The organism is Streptomyces sp. NPDC060031, assembly GCF_042736805.1.
Lineage (GTDB): Bacteria > Actinomycetota > Actinomycetes > Streptomycetales > Streptomycetaceae > Streptomyces.
This window is the reverse complement of sequence record NZ_JBHWVM010000083.1, coordinates 1-15,735: the sequence shown is the minus strand read 5'-3', so window position 1 is coordinate 15,735 and position 15,735 is coordinate 1. Positions and strand designations below refer to the sequence as shown.

Annotated in this window: 16 protein-coding genes; 4 read left to right on the top strand and 12 right to left on the bottom strand. The window is 72.5% G+C overall.

Annotated features, from left to right (window positions below; genetic code table 11):
• Nucleotides 1–6 precede the first annotated feature (6 nt).
• Nucleotides 7–1,476, bottom strand: coding sequence for a PLP-dependent aminotransferase family protein (locus tag ACFWB8_RS29005; RefSeq protein ID WP_385233417.1), 1,470 nt, complete (start codon nt 1,474–1,476; stop codon nt 7–9).
• Between ACFWB8_RS29005 and ACFWB8_RS29000 the strand changes: the two genes are divergently transcribed.
• Nucleotides 1,475–2,404 (top strand): DMT family transporter, encoded by a 930-nt coding sequence (locus ACFWB8_RS29000; protein ID WP_385233414.1) that lies wholly within the window; start codon nt 1,475–1,477, stop codon nt 2,402–2,404. The genes ACFWB8_RS29005 and ACFWB8_RS29000 overlap by 2 nt on opposite strands.
• 56 nt (nt 2,405–2,460) lie before the next feature.
• A complete protein-coding gene (locus ACFWB8_RS28995; RefSeq protein ID WP_385233411.1) occupies nt 2,461–2,658 on the top strand; it encodes a DUF1918 domain-containing protein in 198 nt (65 codons plus the stop codon).
• Between the two features lie 10 nt (nt 2,659–2,668).
• Here the strand turns inward: ACFWB8_RS28995 and ACFWB8_RS28990 are convergent, their stop codons facing one another.
• Entirely contained in the window at nt 2,669–3,940 is a 1,272-nt protein-coding gene (locus ACFWB8_RS28990) for a glycoside hydrolase family 10 protein (RefSeq protein WP_385233408.1), read from the bottom strand.
• Nucleotides 3,941–4,094: 154 nt separating this feature from the next.
• Between ACFWB8_RS28990 and ACFWB8_RS28985 the strand changes: the two genes are divergently transcribed.
• Nucleotides 4,095–4,994 carry a 3-hydroxybutyryl-CoA dehydrogenase gene (locus tag ACFWB8_RS28985; RefSeq protein ID WP_385233405.1) on the top strand — a complete coding sequence of 300 codons (900 nt, stop codon included), beginning with the start codon at nt 4,095–4,097 and terminating at the stop codon, nt 4,992–4,994.
• Here ACFWB8_RS28985 and ACFWB8_RS28980 read toward each other — a convergent pair.
• The 10 genes from ACFWB8_RS28980 to infC all read right to left on the bottom strand — a co-directional run bounded on the left by ACFWB8_RS28980 (nt 4,991) and on the right by infC (nt 14,987).
• Entirely contained in the window at nt 4,991–5,512 is a 522-nt protein-coding gene (locus tag ACFWB8_RS28980) for an NUDIX hydrolase (RefSeq protein WP_385233468.1), read from the bottom strand. The two genes, ACFWB8_RS28985 and ACFWB8_RS28980, sit on opposite strands and share 4 nt — an antisense overlap.
• A 62-nt stretch (nt 5,513–5,574) precedes the next feature.
• On the bottom strand, nt 5,575–6,915 hold the full coding sequence (locus ACFWB8_RS28975) for a transcriptional regulator (protein ID WP_385233402.1): 1,341 nt from the start codon (nt 6,913–6,915) through the stop codon (nt 5,575–5,577).
• A 337-nt stretch (nt 6,916–7,252) separates the two neighbouring features.
• Nucleotides 7,253–7,402, bottom strand: a complete 150-nt coding sequence (locus ACFWB8_RS28970; RefSeq protein WP_385233399.1) for a hypothetical protein — start codon at nt 7,400–7,402, stop codon at nt 7,253–7,255.
• 77 nt (nt 7,403–7,479) lie between these two features.
• Nucleotides 7,480–10,008, bottom strand: a complete 2,529-nt coding sequence (gene pheT / locus ACFWB8_RS28965) for a phenylalanine--tRNA ligase subunit beta (protein WP_385233396.1) — start codon at nt 10,006–10,008, stop codon at nt 7,480–7,482.
• Nucleotides 10,008–11,135: a phenylalanine--tRNA ligase subunit alpha gene (gene pheS, locus ACFWB8_RS28960; RefSeq protein ID WP_385233393.1), complete on the bottom strand. Its 1,128-nt coding sequence runs from the start codon at nt 11,133–11,135 to the stop codon at nt 10,008–10,010. The genes pheT and pheS overlap by 1 nt, the downstream gene beginning before the upstream one ends.
• Nucleotides 11,136–11,288: 153 nt before the next feature.
• The gene (locus ACFWB8_RS28955) at nt 11,289–12,422 is read right to left on the bottom strand and encodes an ATP-binding protein (RefSeq protein WP_385233390.1); all 1,134 of its coding nucleotides are present in this window, start codon (nt 12,420–12,422) and stop codon (nt 11,289–11,291) included.
• Between the two features lie 53 nt (nt 12,423–12,475).
• A complete protein-coding gene (locus ACFWB8_RS28950; protein WP_385233387.1) occupies nt 12,476–13,336 on the bottom strand; it encodes a TrmH family RNA methyltransferase in 861 nt (286 codons plus the stop codon).
• A gap of 126 nt (nt 13,337–13,462) precedes the next feature.
• Nucleotides 13,463–13,849, bottom strand: coding sequence for a 50S ribosomal protein L20 (gene rplT, locus ACFWB8_RS28945; protein WP_007263143.1), 387 nt, complete (start codon nt 13,847–13,849; stop codon nt 13,463–13,465).
• Nucleotides 13,850–13,951: 102 nt separating this feature from the next.
• Entirely contained in the window at nt 13,952–14,146 is a 195-nt protein-coding gene (gene rpmI, locus ACFWB8_RS28940) for a 50S ribosomal protein L35 (RefSeq protein ID WP_266598480.1), read from the bottom strand.
• A gap of 100 nt (nt 14,147–14,246) precedes the next feature.
• Complete coding sequence (gene infC, locus ACFWB8_RS28935; RefSeq protein ID WP_385233382.1) at nt 14,247–14,987, bottom strand: translation initiation factor IF-3; 741 nt, start codon at nt 14,985–14,987, stop codon at nt 14,247–14,249.
• 323 nt (nt 14,988–15,310) lie between these two features.
• Between infC and ACFWB8_RS28930 the strand changes: the two genes are divergently transcribed.
• Nucleotides 15,311–15,685 carry a DUF1844 domain-containing protein gene (locus ACFWB8_RS28930; RefSeq protein ID WP_385233379.1) on the top strand — a complete coding sequence of 125 codons (375 nt, stop codon included), beginning with the start codon at nt 15,311–15,313 and terminating at the stop codon, nt 15,683–15,685.
• Nucleotides 15,686–15,735 lie beyond the last annotated feature (50 nt).

Here is a 15,735-nt window from a genome sequence, read left to right as displayed (position 1 = left end):
ACGCGGTCAAGCGTCTGGGCCGAGCAGGTTGCCCGCGCCGCCCCGCACCCCGCTCCCCAGCCCGGCGCGCAGCCGCCGTACCGCCTCGGTCAGCTCCCCCGCGCCCGAGACTCCGGCGAAGCTCATCCGGACGTACGGGCCCGGCGGTTCCGCACAGAAGTACGGCCGGCCGGGGGCCACCGCCACCCCGGCGCGCAGGGCCGCCGCGGCGAAGGCCGCGTCGTCCTCGCCCCCGCCGGGCCGGACCCACAACTGGTAGCCCCCGGTCGGGAGATGGGGGATCTCCACGCCGGGCAGCTCCCGCCGCAGCGCCCCCGCGAGCACGTCCCGCCGGTGGCGCAGCTCCGCGGCGACCGTCCGCAGATGGCGCGGCCAGGCGGGGGCGCCGACCAGCTCCAGGGCCGCCTCCTGGAGCGGCCGGGGCACGAAGAAGCTGTCCACGACCTGGATGGCGCGCAGCCGGTCCAGCACCGGGCCCCGGGCGGCCAGCGCCCCCACCCGCAGGCTGGGCGAGGTGGCCTTGGTCAGCGAGCGCACGTGCACCACCACCCCGTCCGCGTCCTCGGCGGCCAGCGTCGCGGGCAGCGGGCTGGCGTCCTCGTGGGCGAGGGCCCGCGCGTAGTCGTCCTCCACTACGAAGGCCCCGGCGGCCCGCGCGATCCGCAGCACCTCGCTCCGCCGCTCGGAAGCCAGCACGGCGCCCGTCGGGTTCTGGAACAGCGGCTGGCATACGAAGACCCGTGCCCCGGTCGCTTCGAAGGCAGCGGCCAGCAGCTCCGGGCGGACCCCGTCGGCGTCCACCGGGACCGGTACGGGCCGGCACCCGGAGGCCCGCGCGATGGCCAGCAGCCCGGGGTACGTCGGGGACTCCACGAGGATCGTCGCCCCGGGCGGGACCAGCGCCCGCAGCGCCGTGGTCAGCGCGCTCTGCCCGCCCGCGGTGACCAGTACGTCGGCGGCCCCGACGGCGCCGCCGATCTCCCGCGCGAACCAGTCCCGCAGTTCCGGGAGCCCCTCCACCGGCGGCCGCCCCCATGCCCCGGGCCGCCGGCCGGCGCGGGCCAGCGCGGCCGCCATGGCCCGCTCGGGCTGGAGAGCCGAGTGCAGGTAGCCGCTGTTGAGCTCGATCACCCCGGCCGGGGGCGCGGCGAGCGTCGCCAGCACCCCGGAGGCGTCCACGGAGCGCGGCACCACCTCCCCCGCCCCCTCCACGCTGAGGGCGACCTCCTGCCAGGAGGTGTCCCCGGACGCGTGGGCCGAGGTACGGGGCGGCGAACGGAACACCCCGGCGCCGGGCCGGGTGGTGACGAGCCCTTCGGCGGCGAGCTGCGCGAGGGCCCGCGAGACGGTGACGGGGCTGACCCGGAAGCGCTCGACCAGGGCCCGGCTCGACGGCAGCTTTCCACCTATCGGGTAGCGGTTCAGCTCAGACCTCAGCGATTCCGCAAGTTCAGTCACACTGCTACGCTCGTACATGACAGCACAGAATAGCGCTACTCGTCCCACCACGATAGCGGTCGGGGGCCGTGGGGGCCGCTTCGCGAACCGCTCCGTGAGCAGTGGCACCCTCCTCGCCTCGCTCGGCGTCATCGCCTTCTCGCTGACCTTCCCCGGCACCGCGTGGGGCCTGGAGAGCTTCGGCCCCTGGTCGCTGGTCGCCCTGCGCAGCGTGCTCGCGGCGCTGACGGCCGGCGCCTTCCTGCTGGCCGTGCGCGTGCCGCTGCCCGGCCGCCGGCACTGGGCGGGGCTCGCTGTCGTCGCCGCCGGGGTGGTCGTCGGTTTCCCGCTGCTCACCACCCTCGCCCTGCAGACCTCCACCACCTCGCACGCCGCCGTGGTGGTGGGCCTCCTCCCGCTGACCACCGCCGTGGTGTCCTCGCTGCGCACCGGAGCCCGGCCCTCCCGGCGGTTCTGGGGCGCGGCCGTCGCCGGGGCCGTGGTGGTGCTCGGCTTCACCCTGACCCAGAGCGGCGGCGCGCTCTCGGCCGGCGACGGGTTCCTCTTCGCCGCCCTGCTGGTGTGCGCGGCCGGGTACACCGAGGGCGCGCGCCTGGCCCGGGTGATGGCCGGCTGGCAGGTGGTCGGCTGGGCGCTGGTGCTGTGCCTGCCGCTCAGCGTGGCCGGCTCCGTGCTCGGCCTCGCGTACGAGCCGGTGCACCTCAGCGCCCACGGGCTGATCGGGCTCGTCTGGGTGGCGGTCGGCTCCACCTTCTTCGGCCTCTACGTCTGGTATCGGGGCATGGCCGAGATCGGCCCGGCCAGGGCCAGCCAGCTGCAGCTCGCCCAGCCGCTGCTGACCCTGATCTGGTCGGTGGCGCTGCTCGGCGAGCACCTGACGCCGGCGGCGCACGTAGCGGCCTGCGCGGTGCTCGTATGCATCACCGTGACCCAACGGGCCAAATAGCAGCAGAACGACCTAAACTGCTAGCACCGGATCGGACCGCACCGAGGAGGTCAGCTATGCGCGCGACCGAGGGCGACCAGTTGGTGCAGCACGGCAGGATCGTGGGCCAGCACGACAAGGTGGGTGAGATCACCCAGGTCCTGGGTGAGAACGGAACCCCGCCCTACCGGGTCCGCTTCTCCGACGGGCACGAGGCCGTCATGTCCCCGGGTCCCGACTGCGTCGTGAAGCACCCGAGCGAGCCCGCCGACTGACACCGGCCATTCAGCGCGGCGGCGCCGCCGTCGGATAGTGGTCGGCCACCACCGTGGCCATCGCTCCGTTGGGGTCCGCGACCACGTGCTTCGCCGAGAAGTAGACGTGGCCGCGGACCTCCGCGTACTTCCGGGCGAAGGTCACGTGCCGCGACAGCTCCTTCGGATCGCGCCACGCGGCGGTCGGGCTCCCGGGGTCACAGCGGTACAGCCCCTCCCCCACGTAGAGCTGTACGCGCGTGCCGGCGACCGCCCGCGCCCACCAGGGGACGAGCGCGGCGTAGTCGGCCGTCGGGTGGCCGATGTGCCAGTAGGCCTGCGGCACGATGTGGTCGATCCAGCCCTCGCGCACCCACTTGCGGGTGTCCGCGTACAGGTCGTCGTACGTCCCGAGGCCCGCCCGCGTCGGCGAGCCGAGCGGGTCGCGGTCCTTGTTGCGCCAGACCGCGAAGGGGCTGATGCCGAAACGGACCGACGGCCGCAGCGCCCTCAGCCGCTCGGACATCTCCCGCACCAGCGTGTCGGTGTTGTGTCGGCGCCAGTCGCCGCGGTCGGCGAAGGAGCCGCCGTGCAGCTCGTAGGCCTCGTCGTCGTCGAACTCCTGCCCCTCGACGGGGTAGGGGTAGAAGTAGTCGTCCCAGTGCACCGCGTCCACGGCGTAGCGGGACACGGCGTCGAGCATGACCTCCTGCACGAACCGCCGCACCTCCGGCAGCCCGGGGTTGTAGTACAGCTTGCCGCCGTACGGGACCGCCCAGCCGGGGTTCCGGCGGGCCGGGTGCTCGGGGACGAGCCGGTCGAGGTCGGTGTGGTTGGCCACGCGGTACGGGTTGAACCAGGCGTGCAGCTCCAGCCCCCGGGCGTGGGCTTCGGCGACCGCCGTGCCGAGCGGGTCCCAGCCCGGGTCGACGCCCTGCTCCCCGGTCAGCCACTGCGACCAGGGCTCCCGCGCCGCGGGCCACATCGCGTCGGCCGTGGGCCGCACCTGGAGGACGACCGCGTTGAGCCGGCGCCTCACGGCGGTGTCGAGGAGGCCCAGCAGCTCGGCCCTCTGCTCCCCGGCCGAGAGCCCGCTCTCGGAGGGCCAGTCCACGTTCTGTACGGAGGCGATCCACATGCCGCGGAACTCCGCCACGGGCGCCTTCGCCGGAGCCTCGCGCTCCGCCCGCCCCCGCCCGTCCGGTTTCGGCCCCTGCGCCGCTTCTGCCGGACCGCCCGCCGCTGCCGTGGCCAGCACGCCCGCGGCTGTGGCCAGCACTCCCCGCCGCCCCATGTACGCCATGTGAGGACTCCGTTCCGTTCCGTGACATTGCCCTGCGTCCGCCCAGCATGCCCGCCCCGGCCCGTCATGCGGGGCAAGGTCGGGGGTAACGTCGGGGGGCGTGGCGGGCGCCGGAACGCAGTTACCACTGCCGAGTACGGGGGACCCGCGATGGATGAGCAGCGAAAGGCACGATGTGACGGACCTCCCAGACGACATCGCACGCGTCGGCGTAGTGGGCTGTGGCCAGATGGGCGCGGGCATCGCGGAGGTGTGCGCCCGGAGCGGTCTTGAGGTGAAGGTCGCCGAGACCACCGGCGAGGCCCTGGAGCTCGGGCGCACCCGGCTGCACAGCTCGCTGACGAAGGCCGCCGAACGCGGCAAGATCAGCGAGGAGGAGCGGGACGCCACCCTGGCCCGCCTGTCCTTCACCACCGACCTCGGCGAGTTCGCCGACCGCGACCTGGTCATCGAAGCGGTCGTCGAGAACGAGCAGGTCAAGACGGAGATCTTCCAGGTCCTCGACCAGGTGATCACCCGCCCGGACGCGATCCTCGCCTCCAACACCTCCTCGATCCCGCTGGTGAAGCTGGCCGTCGCGACCTCGCGGCCCGACCAGGTCATCGGCATCCACTTCTTCAACCCGGCCCCGGTGCAGCAGCTCGTGGAGCTGATCCCGGCGCTGACCACGTCCGACGAGACCGTCAAGCGCGCCGAGGCCCTGGTCGCGGGCGTGCTGGGCAAGCACGCGATCCGCGCCCAGGACCGTTCCGGCTTCGTGGTCAACGCGCTCCTCATCCCGTACCTGCTGTCCGCGATCCGGATGTTCGAGTCCGGCATCGCGAGCCGCGAGGACATCGACAACGGCATGGAGCTGGGCTGCGCCCACCCGATGGGCCCGCTGAAGCTCGCGGACCTGATCGGCCTGGACACGGTGGCCTCGGTGGCCGACTCGATGTACGCGGAGTTCAAGGAGCCCCTGTACGCCGCTCCCCCGCTGCTCCAGCGGATGGTCGACGCCGGCCGCCTCGGCCGGAAGTCCGGCGCGGGCTTCTACCCGTACGGGACCCGCTAGCCGAGCCGCAGATGGTGCAACAGCAGCAGCCCGGCCGCCATGTTGGCGGCCGGGATCTCGCCGCGCGCGATCATGTCCGGCACGAGTTTGAGCGGGACCCACTCGCGGCGTGAGGACTCGAAGTCGTCCTCCGGGTGGCCGATGTAGGTGGCCCCGTCCGCCCAGTAGAGGTGGTGGCGGGCGTCGGTCAGCCCGTTGGACGGCTCGACGGTCATCAGGTGGTGGAGCGGGCCCGGGCGCCAGCCCGACTCCTCCTCCATCTCCCGGGCGGCCGCGACGGCGATGTCCTCGCCGTCCTCGACCACCCCGGCGGGCAGTTCCCAGCCCCAGCTGTCGGTGATGAAGCGGTGGCGCCACAGCAGCAGCACCTCGTTGGCCTCGTTGACGGCCGTGGCGACGGCGACCGGGCGCAGCCGGATCACGAAGTGGTCCAGGTGCCGGCCGTCGGGGAGCTCCACATCGGCGAGATTCACGTCGAACCAGCGGTTCGTGTACACAGTCTGCTCACTCAGGTTCATCCACTGCACGGTTCTGCCACCTTCCGATCGAGTAGGTGGCAACATGGCAGCAGTTCAAGCCGTCACAGGGGAACGCGCAGCGCCCCGTCGATGAGCTCCGCCGTCTCCTCCGCGCCCGAACAACCGCTGGTCAGCAGCTGTTCGCGGACCGCCCTGAGCCGGTCGCGCAAGCGCAGCGACTCCATCCCCTTGGCCCGCTCGGCCATTTCGGCCGCGGCCGCCACCGCCTGATCGGCCTCCCCCTGGCGCAGCTGGATCTCGCACAGCATCGCGAGCCGGTGGACGCGCCCCCGGTCGTGCGCGGGCGTGCCGACGGCCGCGGCCGCCTGCTCGTGTGCCGCGTGCAGGTCCCCCAGGCTGAGCAGCGCCTCGGCCACCTGCACGTTCACCAGCCCGGGCTGTACGTAGCCCGTCTCGTCGGGCTCCGCGGCGCGCCGGATCCGCTCGGCGGCCGCCTCCGCCTTGTGGATGCAGGCCAACGCGGCAGTGGTGTCGCCGAGTTGGGCGTACGCCTTGGCCTGCATGGCGTACAGGTCGGCGGCCAGGGCCGCAGTGGTGTGCCGGCCGGCCGAGCGCAGGGCGGCTTCCGCGAAGGCCACGGCCTGGCGGTACTCCCGCAGGTGCAGGCACTGGTTGACGATCAGCGCGATCACGTACGCCCCGAGCCCCCGGTCGCCGCTCGCCTTCGCGAGCCGCAGCGCCTGGTGGAAGTAGCGCTGGGCGAGCCCGTGCGCGTCCGAGTCGTACGCGCAGATCCCCGCCACCGCGACCAAGGATCCGGTGGCGCGGTGCAGTTGGCGGCCGAGGCCGTCGGAGTAGCTCCCGCGCAGTATGGGCGCGGTCTCGGCGCCGAGGAAGCGCACGATCCGGGCCCGGGTGGCCACCCCGCCCGCCCGGCGGTACATCAGCTCGTAGTGGGCGCGGGCGGCCCGCAGGATCTCGATGTGCTCGGGGCCCACCGCGGTGGGCCCCTCCCGGGACACGTCGGCGTCCTCGGGCGGATTCTCCCACTCCCACACCGGGATCACGGCGGGCGTGCCCGTAACGGCCTCTGCGGCGAGGGACTGGAGTCGGCCCTGCTCGTCGGAGCGCCACAGGGCGGCCGCGCGGTCCACGAAACCGCTGAGCGGGGAAGTGTGCGGGGCGGCGGGCTGTCCGGGCACGCCGAACCCGATGTCGTCGAGGGAGAGGGACCTGCGCAGCCGGCCGCCGAGTACCTCGCAGATCAGGTCGGGAACCTGCCCTCGGGGCCGCTGGCCCTTCAACCACCGGGTGACGGCGGTGTGTTCGTAGCGCAGGGCCAGCCCGCGGGTGCGGCCGGCCTGGTTCACGTGCGCGGCGAGTCCGGCGTGGGACATGCCCGCCTCGGCGAGGAGGGAATCGAGCAGGGCATTGGGCTGCATGGGCCGCTCCAAGGGCTCGTCGCTCTCAGGCTAGTGGGTGCTCGCTTCACACGGGGTGTGAACCGAGTACGCGCATAAATGCGCCGCGCACTCTGCCGCGGGGGGCCCGGTGAGCGGTTCACTTAAGGGCCTCGCCAAGAGGTGACCCGGGTCGTCGGCTCCCCCTCGTACAGTGCGACGACCCGTCAACCGCGCCGCCCGTCCTGCTGTCTGCCCGACACTCCATGGCAGGCGGGCGGCGCGCTTCGGTCCCGCCTGCACCCGGTTGGTCGCCGGATCCCGGCAGGGGCCGGACCGTACGCGCGCCGGGCCCACCCACCGGGCCCGGTGCGCGTGGTCAGGACCGGTCGTTGCGGAGCACCGGCAGGGCGACGTCGTCGGCGAGTCGGCCGCGGGTGTGCCGCAGCGGGGCGGTGCGCACGCCCGCCACCAGCCGCGCGGGCGTGCCGGCCGTGCCGGCCGTGCCCGTGCACGGAACACGGGGCACCGGCGTTCCCACCCGAACGAGTGAGGGGCGCATCCGGTGATCCGGATGCGCCCCTCAACAGGGTCGGGACGAAGCGGCTAGGCGCCCCGCAGCACCGCTCCCGTACGCTCGCCGGCCAGCGCCACCGCCGCGTCACGGGCGGCCGTGGACTCCTCGGCCGTCAGCGTGCGGTCGGCCGCGCGGAAGCGCAGCGCGTACGCGAGGGACTTCTTGCCCTCGCCGACCTGCTCACCCGTGAACACGTCGAACAGCCGCAGGGACTCCAGCAGTTCGCCGGCGCCCTTGCGCAGCGCGGCCTCCACGTCCGAGGCCGGTACCGACGCGTCGACGATCAGCGCGACGTCCTGGGTCGCCACCGGGAAGGTGGAGATCCGAGGCGCCTGGAGGGCCTCGCCGCCGGCCGCCGCGAGGCGGTCGAGGTCGAGCTCCATCGCGCTGGTGCGGGCCGGCAGGCCCAGCGCCTTGACGACGCGCGGGTGCAGCTCGCCGGCGTGGCCGATGACCGTCTCCACCCCGTCCAGGGTGACGATCAGCTCGGCGCAGCGGCCCGGGTGCCAGGGACCGTACTGGCCCTGGCGGACCACCAGTTCGGCGCCCGCCTCGACGGCCAGCGAACGCGCGGCCTCGACGGCGTCCGCCCAGTCGGCCGGGCGGCCCTTGCCCCACCAGCCGGCCTGCTCGCGCGCGCCGGCCAGCACGACCGCGGCGTACCGCGGCTGTGCGGGCAGGGCCGCGTTCAGGGTGGCGATCTCCTCGTCCGTGGGACGGCGGTCGACGGGCAGCCGTACGGCGACCCCCGGCTCGCCGCCCGCGCGGAAGACCGAACCGGTCTCGAAGAGCGCGAGGTCGTGGCTGCCCCGGCTGTCGTTGCGGCGCAGCGCGCCGAGCAGACCCGGCAGCAGCGTGGTGCGCAGCGCCGGCTCCTCGTCGGAGATCGGGTTGACGAGCTTGACGACCTGGCGGGCGGCGTCGTGCGCGGGCAGCTGGAGCTGGTCGAAGACCTGCTCCCCGAGGAACGGGTAGCTCAGCGCCTCGACGTACCCGGCGCCGGCCAGCGCGCGGCCGACCCGGCGGTGCAGCTGCTGCCGGGCGGTCAGACCGCGGCCGGAGGGCACCTGCGGGAGGGTGGACGGGAGGTTCCCGTAGCCCTCCAGCCGGATGACTTCCTCGGCGAGGTCGTTGGGCTCGGCGAGGTCGGGCCGCCACGACGGGACGGTGACGACGAGCTCGTCCTGCCCGTAGACGTCGCAGCCGATCTCCTGGAGGCGGCGGACGACGGTCTCGCGGCCGTAGTCCATGCCCGCGACCCGGTCGGGGTGGTCCGCGCTCATGGCGACGGTGCGCGGGGCGCCCGGGGCGGCGAGCTCGGTGACGCCGGCCTCGGCGGCGCCGCCCGCGAGCAGCACGAGCAGGTCGACGGTCCGCTGCGCGGCCGCGGCTGCGGCGTGCGGGTCGACGCCCCGCTCGAAGCGCTTGGACGCCTCGGAGGAGAGCTTCAGGCGGCGGGCGGTGCGCGAGATCGACACGGAGTCGAAGTGCGCGGCCTCGATGACGACGTCCGTGGTGCCCGTGACCTGGCCGGTCTCGGGGTCGGTCACGGAGTCGGCGATCTCGGTGTTGGCGCCGCCCATGACACCGGCGATGCCGATCGGGCCGTTGTCGTCGATGATCACCAGGTCCTCGGCGTCGAGCGTGCGCTTGACGCCGTCGAGGGTGGTGAACTTCTCGCCCTGCTCGGCGCGGCGGACGCCGATGGCGCCGGCGAGCCGCGAGCGGTCGTAGGCGTGCAGCGGCTGACCGAGCTCCAGCATCACGTAGTTGGTGATGTCGACGGCGAGCGAGATCGGGCGCATGCCCGCCTTCTGCAGGCGGCGGGTGAGCCAGATCGGCGAGCGGGCCTCGGGGTCGAGGCCGGTCACGGTGCGCGCGGTGAAGCGGTCGCAGCCCTGCGGGTCGGCGATCTGCACCGCGTACCCGTACGAGTTCGGCGCGGGCACGTCGAGCAGCGCCGGGTCGCGCAGCGGCAGGCCGTAGGCGGTGGCGGCCTCGCGGGCCACACCGCGCATGGACATGCAGTAGCCGCGGTCCGGGGTGATGTCGATGTCGAGGACCTCGTCGACGAGCTGGAGCAGCTCGATCGCGTCGGTGCCGACCTCGTGCTCGGGCGGCAGCACGATGATGCCGTGCGTGCCGTCGTCGCCCATGCCGAGCTCTTCGCCGGAGCAGATCATGCCGTGCGAGGTCTTGCCGTACGTCTTGCGCGAGGCGATCGCGAAGTCGCCGGGCAGCACCGCGCCGGGCAGGACCACGACGACCTTGTCGCCGACGGCGAAGTTCCGGGCGCCGCAGACGATCTCCTGCGGCTCGCCGGTGCCGTTGGCCTGGCCGACGTCGACCGTGCAGAAGCGGATCGGCTTGCGGAAGCCCTCGAGCTCCTCGATGGTCAGCACCCGGCCGACGACGAGGGGGCCCTTGAGCCCGCCGCCGAGCTGCTCGACGGTTTCGACCTCGAGGCCGGCGTCGACGAGCTTGGCGGCCACGTCGCGACCGGTTTCACCCGCGGGGAGGTCGACGTACTCCCGCAGCCAAGAAAGCGGGACCCGCATCAGATCTCCATCCCGAACGGCCGGGTGAAGCGAACGTCACCCTCGACCATGTCTCGCATGTCTTCAACGTTGTGGCGGAACATCAGCATCCGCTCGATGCCGAACCCGAAGGCGAACCCGCTGTACTTCTCGGGGTCCACACCGCACGCGGTGAGCACCTTGGGGTTGACCATGCCGCAGCCGCCGAGCTCGATCCAGCCCTCGCTGGAGCAGGTGCGGCACGGGCGGTCGGGGTTGCCCACCGACTCGCCGCGGCACACGTAGCACTGCATGTCCATCTCGGCGGACGGCTCGGTGAACGGGAAGAAGTGCGGGCGCAGGCGCGTGGTGGTGCCCTCGCCGAACAGCTCCTGGACCATGTGGTCCATGGTGCCCTTGAGGTCCGCCATGGTCAGGCCCTCGTCCACGGCGAGCAGCTCGACCTGGTGGAAGACCGGGGTGTGCGTCGCGTCGAGCTCGTCGGTGCGGTACACGCGCCCCGGGCACACGATGTAGACGGGGGGCTTGCGCTCCAGGAGCGAGCGCGCCTGCACCGGGGAGGTGTGGGTGCGCAGCACGACGCCGGACTCGTCGCCCTCGGTGCCCTCGGGGCCCCGGACGAAGAAGGTGTCCTGCATCTGGCGCGCCGGGTGGTCGGGCGTGAAGTTGAGGGCGTCGAAGTTGAACCACTCCGCCTCGACCTCGGGCCCCTCGGCGACCTCGTACCCCATGGCCACGAAGATGTCCGCGATGCGGTCCATCAGCGTGGTCAGGGGGTGCCGGGCGCCGGCGGGTACGCGGTCGTAGGGCAGCGTGACGTCCACGGCCTCCTCGACCAGCACCCGCTCGTCGCGCTCGGCTTCGAGCTCGACCGTGCGGGCCCCGAAGGCCTTGTTCACGGCGCCGCGGGCCTGGCCCACGCGCTTGCCCGCCTCGGCCTTGGCCTGGGGCGGCAGGGCGCCGATCTCGCGGTTGGCGAGCGCCAGGGGCGAGCGGTCGCCCATGTGCGCGGTCTTCGCCTCACGCAGCGCGTCGAGGTCGCCGGCGGAGGCGAAGGCGGCGAGCGCCTCGTCCCGCATGCGCTCGATCTCTTCAGGTTTCAGTGCCTCGACCTCGACAGGGTCGTACGACTTGTTCGGTGCCGACATCTCTTCCCGTACTTCCGATGGCTGGCTGGTGGGTCCCCCGCGCGACACGCTCGACGCGCTCGGCACAAGGACGCAAAGGTGCCAAAGGACGAGTCTAAAGGTCGCCGGGGGTGAAGGGGGCCCGTGGGCCGCCTGACGAGACGCTCCGCAGGGTTACTGCGTGAGGTAGGCCGGCGCGCCGACGGGCAGGATAAATCGGAACTCGGCTCCGCCGCCGGGGCCGCGGCCGACCGAGATGGTGCCGCCGTGGGCCTCCACGATGCCCTTGACGATGTACAGGCCCAGGCCGGTGCCGCCGCGCTTGCTCCCCCGCCAGAAGCGGGTGAAGACGCGGCCCATCGACTCCTCGGGGATCCCGGGGCCTTCGTCGGTCACGGTGACGGCGGTTCCCTTCTCATGCGGCGATACGTCGATGGTGACCGTTCCTTCTCCGTGTCGCACCGCATTTTCGAGGAGGTTGCCGAGGATCTGGTCGATCTTGTCCGGATCGGCCCACAGGTCGGGCAGCGGGCGGCAGACGCTGACGAGGAACCGCTCGGGGGCCTGGCCGTTCGCGGTGAGCGCCTGGACGTGGCGGCCCACGGCGGTGGCGATGTCCACCGGCTGGCGGCGCACCTCCAGGCGTCCGGAGTCGATGCGGGAGATGTCGAGGAGCTCGGCGATGAGCCGGGTGACGCGGTTGGCGTCGGCGTCGACGGTCTCCAGCATCAGCCGCTTCTGGTCGTCGGTGAACCGCTCCCACTTGGCGAGCAGGGTCGCGGTGAAGCCCTTGACGGAGGTGAGCGGCGAGCGCAGCTCGTGCGCGACGGTGGCGATCAGCTCGGCGTGGCTGCGCTCGGTGCGGCGGCGGGCCTCGGTGCCGCGCAGGGTGACGACGAGGCTGCGCAGCGGGCCGGTGGGGTGCGTGCGCACGTAGCGGGCCGAGACGAGCACCTCGCGGCCGCCGGGCAGCAGGAGGTTGCGCTCGGGCTGTCCGCGCCGGGTGGCCAGTCCGCCGTACGGGTCGGTCAGTGCCCACCAGCGGCGGCCTTCGAGGTCCTCCAGCGGCAGGGCCCGGTCGATCCGCGCCCCGAGCGCCTGCGCGGGTTCGGTGGCGGTCATCCGGGCCGCAGCCCGGTTGAAGCAGATGACGTGTCCGGTGTGATCGGCCACCACCAGGCCGTCGGGCAGGTCGTCCGGGTCGATGCCGAAGCCGGCCGGGCCAAACCCGCGGGGCCCGGGAGCGTTGCGAGGCCGCTCCTCGGCCGCGTCCGCGGCCCCCGGCGAGCTGTTCGTACCGACGGTCATTCCCCGTACCCCACATCTCCGAGTCGCGCAGTGGGCCCCGGGCCGCCACATTACTAGCTGGGGGTCACGGAGCGGCACCCTCCGGGCGCCCGCTGTGCACGCGCGGAGGCGTACAGGCACACGGCGGCGGCCGTGGCGAGGTTCAGGCTCTCGGCCTTGCCGTGGATCGGGACCCGTACGACGGCGTCCGCGAGCGCCCGTGTCTCCTCGGGCAGGCCCCACGCCTCGTTGCCGAAGACCCAGGCCGAGGGACCGCCCATGGTGCCGGCGTCCAGCTCGGCGTCCAGGTCGTCCTCGCCCGCCCCGTCGGCGGCGAGGATCCGTACGCCCGCCGCCCGCAGTCCCGCGACGGCCTGCTCCACCGGGACGCCCACGGCGACCGGCAGGTGGAAGAGGGAGCCCACCGAGGCCCGCACCGACTTCGGGTTGTACAGGTCCACGGAGGCGTCGGTCAGCACGACCGCGTCCGCGCCGGCGGCGTCCGCGCAGCGCAGGACCGTGCCGGCGTTGCCGGGGTCGCGGACGTGCGCGAGGACGGCGACCAGCTTGGGCCGGGCCCCCAGGATGTCCTCGAAGGGCGAGTCGAGGAAGTGGCAGACGCCGACCAGGCCCTGCGGGGTGACGGTCTGCGAGACCTCGGCGAGCACCTCGTCGGACGCGTAGTGGACGCGGGCGCCCGCGGCGAGCGCGGCGTCGATGATGTCGGCGTAGCGCTCGGCGGCCTCGACGGTCGCGAACAGCTCGATCAGGGTCGACGCGCCCTCGGCCCCGCGGTGCGCGACGGCCTCGCGGACGGCCTGCGGGCCCTCGGCGATGAAGCGGCGCTCCTTGGTGCGGAAGTTGCGGCGCGCCAGTCGCCTGGCGGCGGCCACCCGAGTGGATCGGGGGGAGATCAGCTCGTCGGGGGTGCGCATGCTCTCAGGGTTCTCTCTCGGGGTGGCGGGGGGGGCGCCCCTGCCGTGCGGGGCGAACGCACACGGACCCGCAGGCAATCGCCTGCGGGTCCGTGGGTGCCGACTGCTTACGCCGCCGGCAAGGCCTTAGGCAGCAGCCTTCGGCGCGTTGACGTCGGCCGGGAGGGCCTTCTGCGCGACCTCGACGAGGGCGGCGAACGCGTTGGCGTCGTTGACGGCCAGCTCCGCGAGGATCTTGCGGTCCACCTCGATGTTGGCGGCCTTCAGACCCTGGATGAGGCGGTTGTACGTCATGCCGTTCTGGCGGGCAGCGGCGTTGATGCGCTGGATCCACAGCTGACGGAAGTCGCCCTTGCGCTTCTTGCGGTCGTTGAAGTTGTAGACCAGCGAGTGGGTGACCTGCTCCTTGGCCTTGCGGTACAGGCGCGAACGCTGACCGCGGTAGCCGGAGGCCGCCTCGAGGATTGCCCGGCGCTTCTTGTGGGCGTTTACTGCCCGCTTGACGCGTGCCACTTTTTAACTCCTTGTAGCGGGGCCGTGGATGTGTTCACACGGCCCGAATTCGATGGGGTCCCGGTTTTGACGTCCCGCTCCCGGAAGTGGGAGCGAAGGACATCAGATGCCGAGAAGCTTCTTGATCTTCGCGGCGTCGCCGGGGGCCATCTCCGCGGTGCCGGTGAGGCGGCGGGTGACACGGGACGACTTGTGCTCGAGCAGGTGGCGCTTGCCGGCACGCTCGCGGAGCACCTTGCCGGAGCCGGTGACCTTGAAGCGCTTCTTGGTACCGCTGTGCGTCTTGTTCTTCGGCATAGCGCCGTATCTCCTCGTCGGTGGCACTCCCCCCGGTCCGGGGACCGGGTTGCGGGAGCGTCATGTTGTTTTCGGTGATCCGGGACGGGCTGCCCCGGAATCAGGCCTCGGCGGGTGCCTCGGGAGAGGCGGGTGCCTCTTCGGGCGCGTCCTCGGCCACCTCGGCGGAGGCGACCTCGGCGGTGGTCTCCTCGACCTCGACGGCGGCGTCCTCGGAAGGAGCCTCGTCGTCGGTGAGGGCCACGCCCTGGCGCTCGGCCTTGCGGGCGGCCTGCGCCTCGCGGGCTTCGGCCATCGCCTCGGTCTTCTTCTTGTGCGGACCGAGGACCATGATCATGTTTCGGCCGTCCTGCTTCGGGTTCGACTCGATGAACCCGAGGTCCTCGACGTCCGAAGCGAGACGCTGCAGCAGTCGGTAGCCGAGTTCCGGCCGGGACTGCTCGCGACCACGGAACATGATCGTGATCTTGACCTTGTCGCCCTGCTTGAGGAACCGAACGACGTGACCCTTCTTGGTGTCATAGTCGTGCGGGTCGATCTTCGGCCGGAGCTTCATTTCCTTGATGACCGTGTGCGCCTGGTTCTTGCGCGCCTCACGGGCCTTCATGGCCGACTCGTACTTGAACTTGCCGTAGTCCATGAGCTTGCAGACCGGCGGGCGTGCGGACGCCGCGACCTCGACCAGGTCGAGGTCGTACTCCTGCGCGAGTTCAAGCGCCTTCGCAAGCGGCACGATGCCGACCTGCTCGCCGCTGGGACCGACGAGTCGTACCTCGGGAACGCGAATCCGGTCGTTGATGCGGGGCTCGGTGCTGATGGATCCTCCTCGGTAGCACCACACGGCTGCCTGGCAGACAGCCGCTGACGTTTTTGCCGTCAGACCTACCGCGGCGGAGAATGAAAAAAGCCCCGCCGGGCACAGGCAGGGGCTCCAAAACAACCGGAGCACCGCCGCGTGCGAACCGCGGGGCGCAACTCGGGCAGCTTTCCATCGTCCGTACGGAACGATGGATGCCGCCTGACCGGTGACCCGCCTCCCGTGAGGGTGGCCGGGTGGGAGAATCGGAGCCTCCACTTGTGGGCCGGGCACACAGGTGTCCGGCCGGTCGAAGTACATACTAGCACCCGCGTTGCAAGCCCGCCGCACGGCATATCGTGGGCGGTATGACTGACGCGACGCCCTCCGATTCCACCCCCACCGCCGCACCCGACTACGACGAGATGACCCGCGACATCGCGGACGTCCCGGCCGTCGAGGTCATCACCACGGTGGCCGTCCACCTGCTGAGCGCCGCGGCGGTCAACCTGGGCCTGGACAAGCCCGACTCCGAGCACAAGGACCTCGACGAGGCCCGCAAGCTGATCAACGCCCTCGCCGGCCTGGTCACCGCGAGCGCCACCGAGATCAGCTCCTTCCACGCGGCTCCGCTGCGCGACGGCCTGAAGTCGCTCCAGCTGGCCTTCCGCGAGGCCTCGATCGTTCCGGACGAGCCGGGCCAGGGCCCGGGCGAGAAGTTCACGGGCCCGGTGTACGCGTAAGGCCGGACGCGACAGACGGAACCAGACGGAGGAGGGCCGGGGCTGCGAGC